Origin of the sequence: Micromonospora chersina, assembly GCF_900091475.1 — a bacterium.
In the GTDB taxonomy this organism is placed as follows: Bacteria; Actinomycetota; Actinomycetes; order Mycobacteriales; family Micromonosporaceae; genus Micromonospora; species Micromonospora chersina.
Window position 1 is genome coordinate 4,410,104 of record NZ_FMIB01000002.1, and the last position, 15,886, is coordinate 4,425,989.

The 15,886-nt window shown below is 74.2% G+C and carries 15 protein-coding genes; 10 read left to right on the forward strand and 5 right to left on the reverse strand.

Annotation, left to right across the window (positions count from 1 at the left end; genetic code table 11):
* Nucleotides 1–27: 27 nt before the first annotated feature.
* Both GA0070603_RS20525 and GA0070603_RS20530 read right to left on the reverse strand, forming a co-directional pair.
* Nucleotides 28–1,683 (reverse strand): hypothetical protein, encoded by a 1,656-nt coding sequence (locus GA0070603_RS20525; protein WP_091316564.1) that lies wholly within the window; start codon nt 1,681–1,683, stop codon nt 28–30.
* Between the two features lie 103 nt (nt 1,684–1,786).
* Nucleotides 1,787–2,665, reverse strand: coding sequence for a 3'(2'),5'-bisphosphate nucleotidase CysQ (locus tag GA0070603_RS20530; protein ID WP_091322152.1), 879 nt, complete (start codon nt 2,663–2,665; stop codon nt 1,787–1,789).
* Between the two features lie 199 nt (nt 2,666–2,864).
* On the opposite strand from GA0070603_RS20530, the gene GA0070603_RS20535 reads away from it, so the two are divergent.
* Both GA0070603_RS20535 and corA read left to right on the forward strand, forming a co-directional pair.
* Nucleotides 2,865–3,959: an aminotransferase-like domain-containing protein gene (locus GA0070603_RS20535; protein ID WP_091316567.1), complete on the forward strand. Its 1,095-nt coding sequence runs from the start codon at nt 2,865–2,867 to the stop codon at nt 3,957–3,959.
* A 371-nt stretch (nt 3,960–4,330) separates the two neighbouring features.
* Nucleotides 4,331–5,479, forward strand: coding sequence for a magnesium/cobalt transporter CorA (gene corA, locus GA0070603_RS20540; protein ID WP_091316570.1), 1,149 nt, complete (start codon nt 4,331–4,333; stop codon nt 5,477–5,479).
* Between the two features lie 69 nt (nt 5,480–5,548).
* On the opposite strand, the gene GA0070603_RS20545 is transcribed toward corA, so the two are convergent.
* Nucleotides 5,549–6,385, reverse strand: a complete 837-nt coding sequence (locus tag GA0070603_RS20545; protein ID WP_091316572.1) for a hypothetical protein — start codon at nt 6,383–6,385, stop codon at nt 5,549–5,551.
* 84 nt (nt 6,386–6,469) lie between these two features.
* Between GA0070603_RS20545 and GA0070603_RS20550 the strand changes: the two genes are divergently transcribed.
* Both GA0070603_RS20550 and GA0070603_RS20555 read left to right on the forward strand, forming a co-directional pair.
* Complete coding sequence (locus tag GA0070603_RS20550) at nt 6,470–7,000, forward strand: peptidylprolyl isomerase (protein ID WP_091316574.1); 531 nt, start codon at nt 6,470–6,472, stop codon at nt 6,998–7,000.
* 25 nt (nt 7,001–7,025) lie between these two features.
* Nucleotides 7,026–7,967, forward strand: coding sequence for a rhomboid family intramembrane serine protease (locus GA0070603_RS20555; protein ID WP_091316578.1), 942 nt, complete (start codon nt 7,026–7,028; stop codon nt 7,965–7,967).
* Between the two features lie 8 nt (nt 7,968–7,975).
* Here GA0070603_RS20555 and GA0070603_RS20560 read toward each other — a convergent pair whose 3' ends face one another.
* The gene (locus GA0070603_RS20560) at nt 7,976–8,410 is read right to left on the reverse strand and encodes a PH domain-containing protein (protein ID WP_244282571.1); all 435 of its coding nucleotides are present in this window, start codon (nt 8,408–8,410) and stop codon (nt 7,976–7,978) included.
* Nucleotides 8,411–8,508: 98 nt separating this feature from the next.
* Here GA0070603_RS20560 and GA0070603_RS20565 point away from each other — a divergent pair, with 98 nt between their 5' ends.
* The 6 genes from GA0070603_RS20565 to GA0070603_RS20590 all read left to right on the forward strand — a co-directional run bounded on the left by GA0070603_RS20565 (nt 8,509) and on the right by GA0070603_RS20590 (nt 14,181).
* Nucleotides 8,509–9,681 (forward strand): thiolase family protein, encoded by a 1,173-nt coding sequence (locus GA0070603_RS20565; protein WP_091316584.1) that lies wholly within the window; start codon nt 8,509–8,511, stop codon nt 9,679–9,681.
* A gap of 42 nt (nt 9,682–9,723) precedes the next feature.
* Nucleotides 9,724–10,701 carry a phosphotransferase gene (locus GA0070603_RS20570; RefSeq protein ID WP_244282572.1) on the forward strand — a complete coding sequence of 326 codons (978 nt, stop codon included), beginning with the start codon at nt 9,724–9,726 and terminating at the stop codon, nt 10,699–10,701.
* Nucleotides 10,702–10,803: 102 nt separating this feature from the next.
* On the forward strand, nt 10,804–11,316 hold the full coding sequence (locus tag GA0070603_RS20575; protein ID WP_091316589.1) for a hypothetical protein: 513 nt from the start codon (nt 10,804–10,806) through the stop codon (nt 11,314–11,316).
* A 69-nt stretch (nt 11,317–11,385) separates the two neighbouring features.
* Nucleotides 11,386–12,078: a response regulator transcription factor gene (locus GA0070603_RS20580; protein WP_091316592.1), complete on the forward strand. Its 693-nt coding sequence runs from the start codon at nt 11,386–11,388 to the stop codon at nt 12,076–12,078.
* Nucleotides 12,071–13,516, forward strand: a complete 1,446-nt coding sequence (locus GA0070603_RS20585; protein WP_091316595.1) for a sensor histidine kinase — start codon at nt 12,071–12,073, stop codon at nt 13,514–13,516. The genes GA0070603_RS20580 and GA0070603_RS20585 overlap by 8 nt, the downstream gene beginning before the upstream one ends.
* A 56-nt stretch (nt 13,517–13,572) precedes the next feature.
* Nucleotides 13,573–14,181: a hypothetical protein gene (locus GA0070603_RS20590; protein ID WP_091316597.1), complete on the forward strand. Its 609-nt coding sequence runs from the start codon at nt 13,573–13,575 to the stop codon at nt 14,179–14,181.
* Nucleotides 14,182–14,231: 50 nt separating this feature from the next.
* On the opposite strand, the gene GA0070603_RS20595 is transcribed toward GA0070603_RS20590, so the two are convergent.
* On the reverse strand, nt 14,232–15,773 hold the full coding sequence (locus GA0070603_RS20595) for a ricin-type beta-trefoil lectin domain protein (protein ID WP_244282573.1): 1,542 nt from the start codon (nt 15,771–15,773) through the stop codon (nt 14,232–14,234).
* Nucleotides 15,774–15,886 lie beyond the last annotated feature (113 nt).

The window sequence follows — 15,886 nt, forward strand, 5'->3', positions numbered from 1 at the left end:
GTCACCCGCCCGTTGCCGTGCGTGGGGTCAGGCCACGCAGAAGGACTTCCACGCCTGGATGCTCGGCTGGTCGAGCAGCCGGAAGTCGCCCTGGCTGACCACCTGGTTGTAGTAGGCCACGAACTCCGGCCGCTGGCCGTTGAGGAAACCGGTCATCGAGCGGATCCAGGTCGCCCGGCCGCTGCCCGCGTCGCCCGGCACCAGGTCACTGCCGGTCTCGGCGACACCCCAGGGCTTGCCCAGAGCCTTGGACTTGCTGATCATCTCGCCGTAGATCTCCTGCGGCGAGGCGTACCGCTTCCACTTGGCGCCCCAGTTGTAGCAGTCCCAGCCGAGCGTCTCGATGACGTCGCCGCCGGGGTAGAACGCGTCGAAGCTGCGCCCGGACTTCGGGTCGAGCGTCCAGCACATCAGGATCAGCGTGTTGATCAGCTTCGGGTTGTTGGCCCGGTTGGCCAGACCGGCGACCCGCTTCCAGGCCGTCCGGTACGCCGCCGTGGTGAACGCGCCGCGCTCGACGTCGTCCTCCGGCTCGTGGAAGTACGACCAGTACACGTTGTGCTCGCGCGGGATCGAGGCGAACCAGGAGGCGAGCCGGGAGTCGTACTTGCCGGAGTTGATCTCCTGCGGGGACGCCTTGAAGGAGACCACCACGGTCCGGTCCACCACGTCGGCCCGGCTGCCGTTCCACGCCGGCGGCAGCCCGGGGAAGAAGACGCGGGCCATGCGCAGCTTGCCGAAGGTCCGGTCGGAGCGGCTCAGCGCCTGCCCGAAGGTCTCCCCGTTCTGCACGCCGATCGACGCGCCGGGGAGGGTCAGCCGGGTCCCGGCGAAGCCCGGGACGGCGGTGGAGGCCGAGGGCGACACGGCCGGCTTGCCACCGAGGCCCTGTTCGGCGCTCGGGGTCGGCGCGCCGGGCGTGGCCGCGCCGCTCGGGCCGGCCGACTGCGCCGGGGCGACGGTGCCCGGCGCCTCGCCGGCCTGCCGGGTCTCGTCGGGACGCAGGGTCGCCACGGCGACGCCGCCGCCCGCGACTGCGAGCACGAGGGCCGCGGCGATGGCGACCCGCCAGCGGCGCCGGGAACCCCCGGGCGGCGTCGGGGCCGGCGCGACGGGTGGAGGCGGCGGCTGGCCGGCGCCACCGGTTCCGGTACGCGGCTCGGCCCAGATGTCCTCGGGGGACGGCCCGGGCAGCGTGGCGGTGGCGGTGGGCGATCCCTCGGTCCAACCGGCCTCCGGGCCGGGACCGGCCGACGGCCCCCAGCCGCCCTGCCCGACCGGTGCGGTCTGCGGCGCGAGGCCCACCGGACCGGCGTGCAGGGTTTGCTCCGGGTCCCCGGCCTGCGGCGCCCAGCCGGCATCCGCGGCGTGCGGCGCCCGGTCGCCGGGCCCAGCGGCCCAGCCGACGTCCTGTGGCGCCCAGTCGGCGTGCCCGGCGGGGCCGGCCTGCCGCGCCGGCCAGGCGTGTCCCCGGTCGGCGCCGGCCCACCGGGGATCGGCGTGACCGTCGGCCGGCCCGGTCTCCGGCCAGGGCAGGCCGGACCGCGACTCGGCCGGCGGCACCGGCGGCGCGGCCTCGGGCCAGGGCAGGGACGGCGCGCCCTGCTGGCGCGGTACGTCCTGCCCCGGCCAGAGACCGGTCGGCTGTTCGAAGGCGTTGTGCTGGTCTCGCTCGGCCGGCATGACCCTCCCTGGCTGGCGGCGGCCCGTCTCTCGGGGCTCAGGTCGGACGTGCATTCCGACCGACGATAGCCTCCGTTCACCTGGGCCGTGCGTACCGCAACACTCAGCCGAACGCCCCACCCGGGGTGTCGGTAACGGTCGAAGCGGGCATCTCGACCCCGGTGCGCGCGATCGCGTCGAGCAGTTGGTCGGCCAGCTCGGGGCGGCAGACCAGCAGGTCGGGCAGGCGCGGGTCGGCCCGGTTGTAGCGCAGCGGCGACCCGTCGATCCGGGACGCGTGCATCCCGGCGCCCAGGGCCACCGCCACCGGAGCGGCGCTGTCCCATTCGTACTGGCCGCCCGCGTGCACGTACGCGTCGACCTCACCGGTCACCACGGCGCACACCTTGACCCCGGCGGAGCCCATGGGGACGGCCTGCGCGCCGAGCAGCTCGACCAGCTCACCGACGAAGGCCGGCGGGCGGCTGCGGCTCACCGCGATCCGGATCGGCCCCTCGACGGCCTTCGGGGTCGGGCAGCCGGTGCCGAGGATGAGCTGGTCACCGTCCACCGTGGTGCGGGCCGGCATGCCGACCGCGCCGGCGACCAGGGCGCCGTCCGGGGCGGCGGAGCGCTGCCAGAGCGCCACGTGCACCGCCCAGTCGTCCCGGCCGGCCTCGGAGAACTCCCGGGTGCCGTCCAGCGGGTCGATGATCCAGACCCGGTCGGCGTCGTGCCGTGGCGCCCGCTCGCCGTCCGCCCACGCCCGGCGCGAGTCGGCCTCCTCCTCGGAGAGCACGGCGTCCGCGGGCCGCCAGCGGGCCAGCGCCGCGGTCATCAGCTCGTGCGACGCGCGGTCGCCGGCGTCCTTGAGCGCCTTCGGGTCCGCGAAGCCCTGCCGGTCCCGCAGCGCGGTGAGCGCCTCGCCCGCCCGCCCGGCCAGCCACTGCGCGAACTGCTGGTCGTCGAGCCGTCCGGCCTCGTCCTCGGTCACGAGCCTCACCACCTGTCTCCCCGGGTCTGCCGCGACCCGCAATCCTTCGGCGGCCGGTGGTCCCGGCGCCAGCTTCCGGTCGGATGGTAGACAGCCGTGAAACCGGTTCGGATCTCCGTCGGCCCTGGTGGACGGAGCGGCCGCCCGCATGTTGAACTTCGCGTGTATGGCGGTCGGACCCGCCGGGCCAGGCCCTAGGCTCGTGCGCATGACCGCCGAGCAGCTGATCTCCTTCGCCCGTGGCGCTCCCTCGCTGGACATCGTCGATGTCGAGGGGCTCAAGGCCGCCGCCGTCCGCGCCTTCGACGCCGACCCCGCCGGGATCACGGCGTACGGCACCTCCGTCGGCTACCCGCCCCTGCGGAAGTGGATCGCGGAGAAGCACGGCGTCGAGGCCGACCAGGTCCTGATCACCAACGGATCGCTGCAGGCCGACGCGTTCCTCTTCGACCACCTGGTCCGTCGGGGCGACGCCGTGGTGGTCGAGCGCCCGACGTACGACCGGACGCTGCTCAACCTCCAGCAGATGGGCGGCGAGATCCACGGCGTGACGATCCAGCCGGACGGCCTGGACACCGCCGAGCTGCGCAAGCTGCTGGAGTCCGGGGTCCGGCCGCGGCTGGCCCACGTCATCCCGAACTACCAGAACCCGGCCGGCGTGACCCTCTCCCTGGAGAAGCGTCGCGAGCTGCTCGACCTGGCCGCCGAGTACGGCTTCACGATCTTCGAGGACGACCCGTACGCGGACATCCGGTTCCGGGGCGAGCCGCTGCCCTCGATGCTGTCGATGGACACCCGGGGCGTCGTGGTGCACGCCTCCAGCTTCACCAAGACGGTCTGCCCGGGCGTCCGGGTGGGCTACCTGGTGGGCCCGGCCGACGTGATCGCGACGATCGCCAAGCGGGCCACCAACCTCTACATCTCGCCGGGCATGGTCTCCGAGGCGATCGTGCACCAGTTCTGCGTGTCCGGGGAGATCGAGCGGTCGATCCACACCGTGCGGACGGCGCTCGGCGAGCGTGCCGTGGTGCTCGCCGAGTCGCTGCGCCGGCACATCCCGGAGGCCCGGTTCGTGGAGCCGGACGGCGGCTACTTCCTCTGGGTGGAGCTGCCCGAGGACGTGGAGGTCGACCGGCTCGCCCCGGCCGCCGCCGAGCGCGGCGTGGCGGTGGTGAAGGGCAGCGACTTCATGATCGACGGCGGCCGGCACGCGCTGCGGCTGGCCTTCTCCGCGGTGACCGCCGACCGGATCGACGAGGGCGTCCGGCGGCTGGCCGAGGCCATGGCGGCCGTCCGCGGCTGATTTTCTGTCGGGTTTCTGACAGAACGGCGATACCGGCCGGCCCGGGTCTCCCGCTGGGCCGGCCGGCGGCCCACAATGCTGCGAGCGCCGCTCAGCTTTCGCCGGTGACCGGTCCGCCGACCGGCAGCCGCCCGGGCCGCCCCCGGCCCGGACCGTCGGCGCTCGCAGCAGAACTCCCGCCCCCAATGGGTGCCGGGTGGGCCGTGTCGCCCCTCACCCCCCTGACGCGGCCGGCCCGCCCGGCGCCGTCACCGTCTCCTGCCGGGTGTGACGCGGGTCGCAGCCCGTTCGCCCGCCCCGCGTTCGCCCCCGCTGCGCCCCGCGCTGACCGGCGTAACCTGCAAGCCGCAGCTTCGTGGAGAGGGGGCGAGATGACGGACCGGGTGGCACGCGACCGCAGCGCCGGGCAGAACGGCGACCGGGCGCCCAGACCACGGGCCTGGGCGGCGCCGGTACGCGCGATGTCGCGCATCCTCAACGCCGACGGCTCCCCCCGTACGCCCCGGCCCGCCGGCCCCGGCCGCAGCGGGATCGTCGACTGCGGCCTCTACGTCGACGGCGAGCGCCAGCCGGGCGAGTGGCACTACGCCGACGCCCTGGCCGCCGCGCGCCAGGAGCGGAACGGCTTCGTCTGGCTCGGCCTGCACGAGCCGGAGCTGGACGAGATGACCGCGATCGCGGCCACCTTCGGCCTGCACGAGCTGGCCGTGGAGGACGCGGTCAAGGCCGAGCAGCGGCCCAAGCTGGAGCGCTTCGGCGAGGTGGTCTTCCTCGTGCTGCGCACCGCCCGCTACTGCGAGCACACCGAGCTGACCGAGAACTCCGAGGTGGTGGAGACCGGCCAGGTGATGCTCTTCATCGGGCCGAACTTCCTCATCAGCGTCCGGCACGGGGACGCCTGCCGGCTGTCGCCGGTCCGCGCCGACCTGGAGGCGAAGCGGGACCTGCTGGAGCACGGGCCGTGGGCCGTCGCGTACGCGGTCACCGACCGGGTGGTGGACCTCTACCTGGAGGTCGCCGACCGGTTGGAGGACGACCTCGACGTGCTGGAGGCGGACGTCTTCGACCGGCAGAGCAGCGGGCGGATCCAGCGGATCTACCAGATGAAGCGGGAGCTGGTGGAGTTCAAGCGGGCCGTGGTGCCGTTGCAGCGCCCCCTGCTCACCCTCACCTCGCAGGTCAACCGGGAGGTGCCGCAGGAGGTGCGGCGCTACTTCCGGGACGTGCAGGACCACCTCAGCCGCACCGTCGAGCAGGTGAACTCCTACGACGACCTGCTCAACTCGATCCTCCAGGCGCGGCTGGCCCAGGTCACCGTCGACCAGAACAACGACATGCGCAAGATCGCGGCGTGGGCGGCGATCGGCGCGGTGTGGACCGCCATCGCGGGCATCTACGGCATGAACTTCAAGTACATGCCGGAGCTGAGCTGGACGTACGGGTACCCGGGCGTGTGGGCGCTGATGCTCGTCTCGTCGTTCACCCTCTACCGGCTGTTCCGCCGCAACGGCTGGCTGTAACCGGCAGACGGAAGCGCCGGCCGCGCGGGGCGTACCCGCGCGCGCCGGCGCTTTCCGTGACCGCGCGGGTCAGCGGCGGCCGCTGGCCTTGGCGGTGTTCTTCCCGTTCTGCATCGCCTTGGTGACGTCGTCGGCCGGGCGGCCGGAGACGTCCCGGGCGCCCTCGGCGACCGAGGGGACCTTGTCGTTCGGGTGGATCTTGGGCTGGGTGCCCGGGGTGGTGGTCGAGGCGCTGTCGCCCCCGGCCACCGCCGAGCTGCCGGCGCCGGTGGGGCCGCCGGCCACGCCCGAGCTGCTGGACATGGTGGACGCGTCGGTCACCTTCGCGGTCGCGTCGGGGGTCTCCACCACGATGGTGTCCACGTCCTCGCGCATCGGCTCCAGCTTGCCGGCCGGGTCGTACTCGGCCCACTCCTGCTGCTCGCGGCGGCGCCGCATGGCCATCGCGCCGGCCAGGCCGGCGACCGTGCCGGCGAGCAGCAGGCCGGTCGTCATGCCGCGCGACTTCTTCTGCTTCTTCTTCGCGGCCTTCATGTTCTTCGCCTTCACCTTCTTGCTCATGGCGGCCTGCTTGGCGGTGGCGGCCTTCCGGCCGGTCAGGGCCTTGCCGGCGGCCTCGGCCTGCGCGTTGCGCATCGCCATGAGCAGCGGCGCGAGTGCGGCGGCCGTCGATGCGACACCGCTCGACGCCCGGTCCCGGACGACGATCGCGGTGGGCACGACGGCGCCCCGGGCTGCCTGGACGCGCGGGCCGACCGTGGCGCCGGCACCCTTCGCCGCGTGTGCGGCGGCCTGCCTCAGGTGACCGATGCCCTGGTTCAGCTCGGCCTTCGCGAGCTGCCCCTGGGTCCTACGCCGCCCGATTCCAAACACGGTCCCACCTCCTGGGAGTTGTTCCTTCGTCATCCTCCACCTTCGGATGCCTCCGCATGGCCAGATCGGGCACATGGGAGGATCCGCATGGAACTGACCAACGAGTGAGGAGTACCCGTGGCCGAGGCTGTCTACGCCACCTTGCACACCAACGCTGGCCCGATCCGGCTGGAGCTCTTCCCGAACCACGCGCCGAAGACCGTCCGCAACTTCGTCGAGCTGGCCGAGGGCACCCGCGAGTACATCGACCCGCGTACCGGCCAGCCGGGCAGCGGGCCGTACTACGACGGCACCATCTCGCACCGCGTGATCAGCGGCTTCATGATCCAGATGGGCGACCCGACCGGCACCGGCCGCGGTGGCCCGGGCTACAAGTTCGCCGACGAGTTCCACCCGGAGCTGCGCTTCGACCGGCCCTACCTGCTCGCGATGGCGAACGCCGGGCCGGGCACCAACGGCTCGCAGTTCTTCATCACGGTGGGCCCGACCCCGCACCTGAACAACCGACACACCATCTTCGGTCAGGTCGCGGACGAGCAGTCGGCGAAGGTCGTCGACTCGATCGCGAACACCCCGACCGGCCCGAGCGACCGTCCGCTCCAGGACGTGGTCATCGAGCGCGTCGAGATCGAGCGCAAGCCGGCCTGAGCGTCACGCGGGTACCTTTGCTCGCATGACTGAGCGCTCCGGGCAGGCAGGTGACGCCACAGGCGGGCCGGCGCCGACCACTCCGGTCTGCTACCGGCACCCCGATCGGGAGACCTACGTCCGGTGCACCCGCTGTAACCGGCCGATCTGCCCGGAGTGCATGCGGGACGCCTCCGTCGGCCACCAGTGCCCGGAGTGCGTCAGTGAGGGACGCCGCAGCGTGCGGCCGGCGCGTACCGCCTTCGGGGGCGGTGCCGCCGGCCGCCAGGGCTACGTCACGAAGACCCTGATCGCGCTGAACGTGCTGGTGATGATCCTGTCCATCGCCTCGGCCCGCAGCGGGAGCGCGGTGGCCGGCGGTGGCCTCGGGGGCCTTATGGGCAACTCGACGCCGCTGACCGACTGGGGTGCGGTGCTGGGCCTGGCGCGCTTCAGCGACGGCACCATCGGCGGGGTGGCCGAGGGCGAGTGGTACCGGCTGGTCACCGCGATGTTCCTGCACTACGGCGTGGTGCACCTGCTGCTCAACATGTGGGCGCTCTGGGTGCTGGGCCGCACCCTGGAGGCGGTGCTCGGCCCGCTGCGGTTCCTGGCGCTCTACCTGATCGCCGGGCTGGGCGGCAACGTCGCGGTCTACCTGTTCAGCGCCCCCAACTCGCCCGCCGTCGGGGCGTCGACGGCCATCTTCGGCCTCTTCGCCGCGATCTTCGTGATCATGCGCCGGCTGGGCCGGGACACCTCGGCCATCGTGCCGATCCTGGTGATCAACCTGATCTTCACGTTCACCGTGCCGGGCATCTCGGTGGCCGGGCACCTCGGCGGGCTCGTGGTCGGCGCGCTGATGGCCCTGGTCCTTGCGTACGCCCCGCGGATGCGGCGCACCGCCTTCCAGTCCGCCGGCGGGGCGATCCTGCTGGTGGCGCTGCTCGGGCTGGTCCTCGTCCGCACCGCCGCGCTGACCGGCTGACCGGCGCCTCAGCGGGCGGCGGCGCGGGCGGTCTCCAGGGCGGCGGCGACCTCCTCGGGCGGCGCGTCCAGGTCGTAGCGGCCGAACAGGTGCAGCGACTCGCCAGCGTCGATCTCCAGCGTCTCGGCGGTGATCCCGCGCCGGGTGCGCCGCTCCACCCGGATCGACTCCACGGCCGCCCAGGGCAGCCGTCGGCGGCGGGCGAAGCCCTGGACCACGGTGATCCCCTCCGGGTCGGCGGCCAGCCGGACCGGCGCGACCAGGTCGCGCAGCGCCCAGGCGAGCAGGCCGGCGGCGGCCAGGCCGGCGAGCACGAGTTGGACCCGGTCCTCGCCCGCGAACAGCAGGCCCAGCGCGACCAGGACGAGCGCGCCGAGCGCCTTCACCGCCGGCAGCACCTGCGGCACCCGCCACTGCCGGGCCGGGGACGACTGTGGATTCACCGCCCCAGCATGCCAGCCGGGTGGCGCGGAACCGGGGGAGGACGACCGGTCGGGTCAGCACGTAGTATCGGAGCAAGCCAGGTTACCGGGGAGTAGACATGAGTGACGCGGTCATCGTCGGTGCGGTACGGACCCCGGTCGGGCGGCGTAAGGGCAGCCTCGCCGGCGTGCACCCGGTCGACCTCTCGGCGCACGTGCTGCGCGCCCTCGCCGAGCGGACCGGCATCGACCCCGTCGACGTCGACGACGTGGTCTGGGGCTGCGTGTCGCAGGTCGGCGAGCAGTCGTGGAACGTCGCGCGCAACGCCGTCCTCGCCGCCGGCTGGCCCGAGTCGGTCCCCGGCACCACGCTCGACCGGCAGTGCGGGTCCAGCCAGCAGGCGCTGCACTTCGCCGCCGCCACCGTGCTCTCCGGCCAGGCCGACCTGGTGGTCGCCGGTGGCGTGGAGTCGATGACCCGGGTGCCGATGGGCTCCAGCGTGGCCGGCGGGATGCCGTTCAGCCCGGCGATCCTGGAGCGCTACCGCGGCGTCGAGGGCGTCGCCGAGGACAGCCCGCTCCCGTTCAACCAGGGCGTCGGCGCCGAGCTGATCGCGCAGCGGTGGCGCTTCTCGCGCACGCAGCTCGACGAGTTCGCGCTGGCCAGCCACGAGAAGGCGGCCGCCGCGCAGGACGCCGGGGCGTTCGACCCCGAGCTGGCTCCGGTGGCGCTCGCCGACGGCGGCAAGTTCACCGCCGACGAGGGCATCCGGCGGGACACCTCGCTGGCCAAGCTCGGCGAGCTGGCCACCCCGTTCAGGGCCGACGGCGTGGTCACCGCCGGCTCGGCCTCGCAGATCTCCGACGGCGCGGCGGCGCTCGCGGTCACCACCAGCGAGTGGGCCAGCCGGCACGGCCTGCGCCCGCTGGCCCGGGTGCACACCGCCGTGGTCGCCGCCGACGACCCGGTCACCATGCTCACCGCACCCATCCCGGCCACCGCGAAGGCGCTGCGCCGCGCGGGGCTGGGCATCGAGGAGATCGGGGTGTACGAGGTGAACGAGGCGTTCGCCCCGGTGCCGCTGGCGTGGCTGGCGGAGACCGAGGCGGACCCGGAGCGGCTCAACCCGCGCGGCGGGGCCATCGCGCTCGGCCACCCGCTCGGCGGGTCCGGCGCGCGGATCATGACCACGATGCTCCAGCACATGCGGGACAACGGGATCCGCTACGGCCTCCAGACCATGTGCGAGGGCGGTGGCATGGCCAACGCCACCATCGTCGAGCTGCTCTGAATTCGCTGGCTGACGTCGGGGCCAGCGCCTAGCGTGCGCACCGTGACGACACCCGAGTGGACCGATCAGCGGTGGCGGGACGCCGCGCTGGCCTGGATCGGTGACGCCCTGGGCCGGCACGGCCGGCGGGTGACCGGGGCGGTCGAGCCCCGGGTGCGCCCCTGGTCGCTGGTCTGGCGGGTGCCCACCGAGGCCGGTCCGGTCTGGTTCAAGGCCAACAACCCGGGCACCCGCTACGAGGCGGGCCTCCTGGCCGAACTGGCCCGGCTCGCCCCGGGGACCGTGCTCGACCCGCTCGCCGTCGACACCGCGCGCGGCTGGTCGCTGCTGCCCGACGGCGGCCCGAGCCTGCGCGACGTGCTCGCCGGGGACCTCACGCACTGGGAGCGGGTGCTGCCCGCGTACGCGGCGCTGCAGGTCGCGGTCGCGCCCCGGGTCGACCGGCTGCTGGCCGCCGGGGTGCCCGACCACCGCCTCGAGGTGATGCCGGAACTCCTCGACCGGCTGCTCGACGACTCCGACGCCCTGCTGCTCGGCGAGCCCGACGGGCTGACCCCGGACCTGCACGCTCGGCTGCGGGCGCACCGGCCGGAGTTCGCCGCGACCTGCCGGCGCCTGGCGGAGTTCGGCGTACCGGCCAGCGTGCAGCACGACGACCTGCACGACGGCAACGTCTTCGTCACCGACGCCGGCTACCGCTTCTTCGACTGGGGTGACGCCTCGGTGGCCCACCCGTTCGGCACCCTGCTGGTGACACTCAACTCCGTGGCCCACGGCTCCGGCCTGGCGCCCGGCGACCCGGTGCTGGGCCGGCTGCGGGACGCCTACCTGGAGGCGTGGACCGACCGCCACGACCGGGCCGCTCTGCGGGAGGCCGCCGGCCTGGCCATGACGGTCACCACGGTGAGCCGGTCGCTGTCCTGGCGGCGCGCCCTGGCCACCCCGGATCCGGCCCGCGCCGAGTACGCCGCCGCCGTCCCCGGCTGGCTGGGCGAGGTGTTCGCCGACCCGCCCGCCTGACCGGCGCCGATGTCGCACCGGGGGTGCGATTTGCACGGGTGGAAGTTCCAGAAATCGGGAGTGACCCATATCACCCCCGCGCACCTGCTCGTTGCATCTTGCATGGACGTGTTCTCGCGAACGTTCCTTCCGGCCGCCGCCGACACCGGCCTGGCGACCCAGACCGTCAGCCGGCACATGCCGGTCTTCCGCCGGTGCGTCGGCTCCGGCGACGCCACCATCCTGGTCACCCGGTGCAGCCGCCCGGACCACCCGATCGGTGGCGACTACCTGATGCTCCTCACCCACCGCCGCCTGGTGGTCACCCGGCAGACGCGGGTGCTGCACCGGCTGCGCCTGCACCTCAACACCGAACTGCGCGAGCTGAGCAACGTCACCTGGAGCCCCGACCCCCGGTCGCACAGCCTGGAGCTGGCGGCCACGGCGATCGACGGGGTCCGGGAGCGGTTCCTCATCCGGACCCACCACCCGAAGCAGGTGTGGCAGCTCGACGCGCTGCTCAACCACGCCTTCCGGACCCGGCTCCGGACGCCCGCGGAACGGCTGGTCGCCACCATCGGCGAGCCGCCGGCCGCCGCCCGCCCGGCCGTGTTCCGCCCCGCAGCGGTCCGCTGACCGGCTCCTTACCGAACCCGAACATTCCCCTGACCTTCCGGGCGGTCCCCGGTCGGTAATCATGGGCCGGTGACCGCCGACGACGCACCGCGCGGGCTCGTCCTCGTGGTGGAGGACGAGCCGGCCATCGCCGACCTGGTCCGGCTCTACCTGACCCGGGACGGCTTCGGCGTACACCTGGAACGGGACGGGACGGCCGGGCTGGCTGCCGCGCGGCGGCTGCGCCCGGTGGCCTGCGTGCTCGACATCGCGCTGCCCGGCCTGGCCGGCACCGAGATCTGCCGGCGGCTGCGCGAGGCCGGCGACTGGACGCCCGTCATCTTCCTCACCGCCCGGGACGACGAGGTGGACCGCGTCGTCGGCCTGGAACTGGGCGCGGACGACTACGTGACCAAGCCGTTCAGCCCGCGCGAGCTGGTGGCCCGGGTGCGGGCGGTGCTGCGCCGCACCGCCGGCGCGCCCGCCGTGGCCGAGCGGCCCCGGGTGGTCGGCCCGGTCACCCTCGACCCGGCCCGCCGCACGGTCACCGCCGCCGGCGCCCCGGTGCAGCTCACCTCCACCGAGTTCGACCTGCTCGCGCACCTGATGGCCCGGCCCGGCCGGGTCTTCACCCGGGAGGAGCTGCTGGCCGGCGTCTGGGGGTACGCGGCACACGCCGGCACCCGGACCGTCGACGTGCACGTGGCGCAGGTCCGCGCGAAGCTCGGCGCGGCCAGCGTCATCCGCACCCACCGCGGCGTCGGGTACGCGGCCGATGCCTGAGCAGCCCACCATGGCGTTGCCGGTCGTCGGGCCCGGCCCGTCGGCCCCGCCCCGGCGGCGGTTCGCGCACACCCTGACCGCCCGCGCGGTGCTCGTCACCTGCGCGGTGGCGCTGGTGTCGGTGCTGGTCACCGCGCTGGTCGCGGTCCCCTTGGCGGTGCGCGGCGCGGAGCGCCGCGACCAGGTCGCGCTGGCCGCCCAGGCCCGGCTCGCCGCCGACGTGCTCCGCGTCCGGGCGGTACGCCAGCGGGACACCGCCGGGGACCGGCTCATCCGACAGCTCCGCCAGCAGCAGATCGAGGTGTACCTGATCCGGGCGGGCCAGGCCGACCGCGCCGGACTGCCCCGGCAGGTGGTGAACCGGGTGGCGGCCGGCCGGGACGTCTCCGGCCGGCGGATCGTCGGCGGCCAACGGGCCCTGGTCGAGGGCCGGCCGCTGCCCGGGGGGGACGGCGTGGTGCTGACCCGGTCGACCCGGAACGGGCCGTGGGGGCAGGTGCTGCTCAGTCTCTGGCTGCCGCTGCTCGCCGGGCTCGCCGCCGGGGCGGTCGCCGGCCTGTTCCTCGCGCGCCGGCTGGCCCGGCCGATCCGTACCGCGGCCACCGCCGCGGCCCGGCTGCGCGCCGGGGACCGGGCCGTCCGGGTGCCGGTCGAACCGCCCGACGAGGTGGCCGACCTGGCGTACGCGCTGAACGGGCTGGCCGCCGCGCTGGCCACCAGCGAGGGGCGGCAGCGCGAGTTCCTGCTCTCGGTCTCGCACGAGCTGCGCACCCCGCTCACCGCCATCAAGGGCTACGCCGAGGCGCTGGCCGACGGGGTGATCGAGGCCGACGCCGTGCCGGCCACCGGCCGGACCGTGCTCGCCGAGTCCGAGCACCTGGACCGGCTGGTCAGCGACCTGCTGGCGCTGGCGCGGCTGGAGGCCGCCGACTTCCCGCTGGAACCCGGTCCGGTCGACCTGACCCGGCTCGCCGCCGACGCGGCCCGCACCTGGACCGACCGGTGCGCGGCGGTCGGCGTGCCGTTCCGGGTGGAGGCGCCGGCCGCGCCGGTGCCCGCGTACACCGATCCGGGGCGGATCCGGCAGGTGGTGGACGGGCTGCTGGAGAACGCGCTGCGGGTCGTACCCCCGGGGGCGCCCGTGGTGCTCGCGGTCCGGCCGGCCGGCGCGGACCCGGCGGTGGGCGGCCTCGTCGAGGTCCGCGACGGCGGGCCCGGCTTCACCGACGACGACCTCGCGGTGGCCTTCGAGCGGGGGGCGCTGCACCAGCGGTACCGGGGGGTGCGCAAGGTGGGCAGCGGCCTGGGGCTGGCGCTCGCCGCCGGGCTGGTCCGCCGGCTCGGCGGCGAGATCACGGCCGGGCACGCCCCGGAGGGCGGCGCGGCCTTCACCGTCCGGCTGCCCGGAGATCCTTACCTGACCCGAACATCGGCCTGACGATCCGCTCGTGCGCGTGGGGAAGGCTGAGGGCACCACGGACGAGAGGAACACTGATGGCACGTCAGGGAATCGTCACCGGCGTCACCGCGCTGCTCGCGGCGGCCGCGCTCGGCCTCGCCGGCTGCGGCCCGGCCCAGGTCGCCCGGGACTCCGCGACGGAGACCGCCGTCGAGGTGGCCGCCGCCATGGGCGCGGACGGCCAGGCACTGGCCGCGCTCGGCGTCGACGCCGGCGACCTGGACGTCGACCCGGTCGCCGCCCCGGCTCCCTCGGCCTCCGGCGCGCCCGGTGAGCAGGCCGGCCCGCGGGACAAGCGCGGCGAGCGGGCGCAGGAGTGGCGCAAGCGGCACCGCGCCCGGGTGCTGCTGCGCAAAAACACCCTGCACGGCGAGGTCGTGGTGCAGACCAGGGACGGCGGGACGAAGACCGTCGCCGTGCAGCGCGGACAGGTGACCGCGATCGACGGCACGTCGATGACCGTGAAGTCCACCGACGGCTTCACCATGACCTGGACCTTCGACGAGAAGCTCCGGGTGGTCGAGCGGCGCACCACAGTGCAGTCGAGCGACATCAAGGTCGGCACGACCGTCGGCGTGGCCGGCGCCAAGGACGGCGACAACGGGGTGGCCCGGCTGATCGTGGTCCCGTTCACGCAGAAGTGAGCCGGGAGCACCGGGGCCGGGCGCGCTCGCGCCGGCCCCGGTGCCGTTCCTCAGTAGACGCGGGACCCGATGAAGTCGTCGTGGCCGTAGCCGACCGGGTTGGCGTACGACCGGGACTCGAAGGACCACTGCTGGCGGGCGCTCGACGAGCAGGCCGCCAGCCGCAGCCGCGGGGTGCCCAGCCAGGGGTTGTCGAAGGCGACGCAGAGGTTCGTCGCGCCGGCCGGCTTGAGCTGGTTGCCGGCGAACACGAACCTCTGGTTGGCCCCGCCGTGGCAGTCGTAGATGTTGACGGTGGTGTTGGCGGTCAGACTGCCGCCGCTCACGTCCAGGCAGCGGTCGTGGGACAGCTCGGAGTGCAGCGACTGCCGGGCCGGGTCGTACCAGAAGCCCTGGTTGCGGCCGCCGTGGCAGGCGTACGACTGCTGCGCCGTGCCGTTGCGGGAGTCGTACCCCTTGCCGTCCACACAGGTCCCGGTGGCCGCGTTGCGCAGCTGCCGGAACTCCAGCAGCCCGTCGACGAGCACGCCCTGCCCGGTGCTGGCGGGGTCGACGCAGGTGGCCCGCTGGGCGCCCGAGTTCCAGAACTGCGTGACGCACTGGGCGAACATGCCGTGCCCGCGGTAGTTGGGGTGGAACGACTGCCGGGCGGCGTTCTCGTCCCAGATCCCGACCTCGATGAAGAGGCCGCGGACCGAGGTGTTGTCGGTGCACACCTCGTGGCCGTGGAAGAGCCGGCTGGCGTCCAGGTAGCGGGTGCCGGTGTGGGTGGCGGCGGCGCGCAGCGCCGACTCGAACATCGGCACCGCCTTGTTCCGGGCGAACGCCATGTCGGCCAGGTAGAGCAGGCAGCCGCCGGAGTACCAGCCGGGGAAGTTCGGGTTGTCCTCGACGTCCGGGCTGCCCGGGCTCGGGTACGACATGAGCACCAGCTCGTAGTCGGAGCGCAGGTAACCGGCGGCGGTCATGGTCTGCCGGATCGAGTTCAGCGCGTCCTCGACCGCCTGCCGGCTGCCGTCGGTGCGGATCGTCCACTGGTCGGTGTAGGTGGGCCAGCACGCGCCCTGGAAGAAGACCCGGCGTACCGCGCAGTCGGTGGCCACCGGCCCGAACTGGATGGTGCCGTCGCCGTTCGCGCCGACCACCACCCAGATCAGCCTGACGTGCGTGTTCCGCGCCTTGATCGCCAACTGGTCGCCCTGGTTCAGCTCGTTGTGCTGGGTCGGGCCGCCGGCGATCAGGTTCCACGGGGTCGCCCCCGAGCAGGCCAGGTTGTACTTCTCGTCGGCGGGGATGCCGGTGCGGAAGACGGCCTGGTCGTACGAGCGGTCGCACCAGTTGCCGGGCTGGTGGGTGCCGGGCACGTAGTTGCCGACGCCCTCTCCGGAGATCTCGCTGTCACCCATGGTGACCAGGGCGGTGCGCCGCTGTTCCAGCGGCCGGATGTCGGGGGAGCCGTAGAGGGCGGTGGCCTCGGCGGCGCGGACGGTCTCCAGCGCGGCGGGGAGCGGCTGGACGGCGGGCCGGTCGGCGGCGGCCGCGGGGGCGGCCGGGCCGAGCAGCAGCGGCAGGGCGAGGGCGGCGGCGGACACGGCGGCCAGGGTGCGGCGTCGGGTCGTCCGTGCGCGCCTGGTGGGGATACCAGACATCGACGCACTCCTTTCGCCTCAATCGCGGGACGTCGATTGAGTTACCAGAAGGTAAC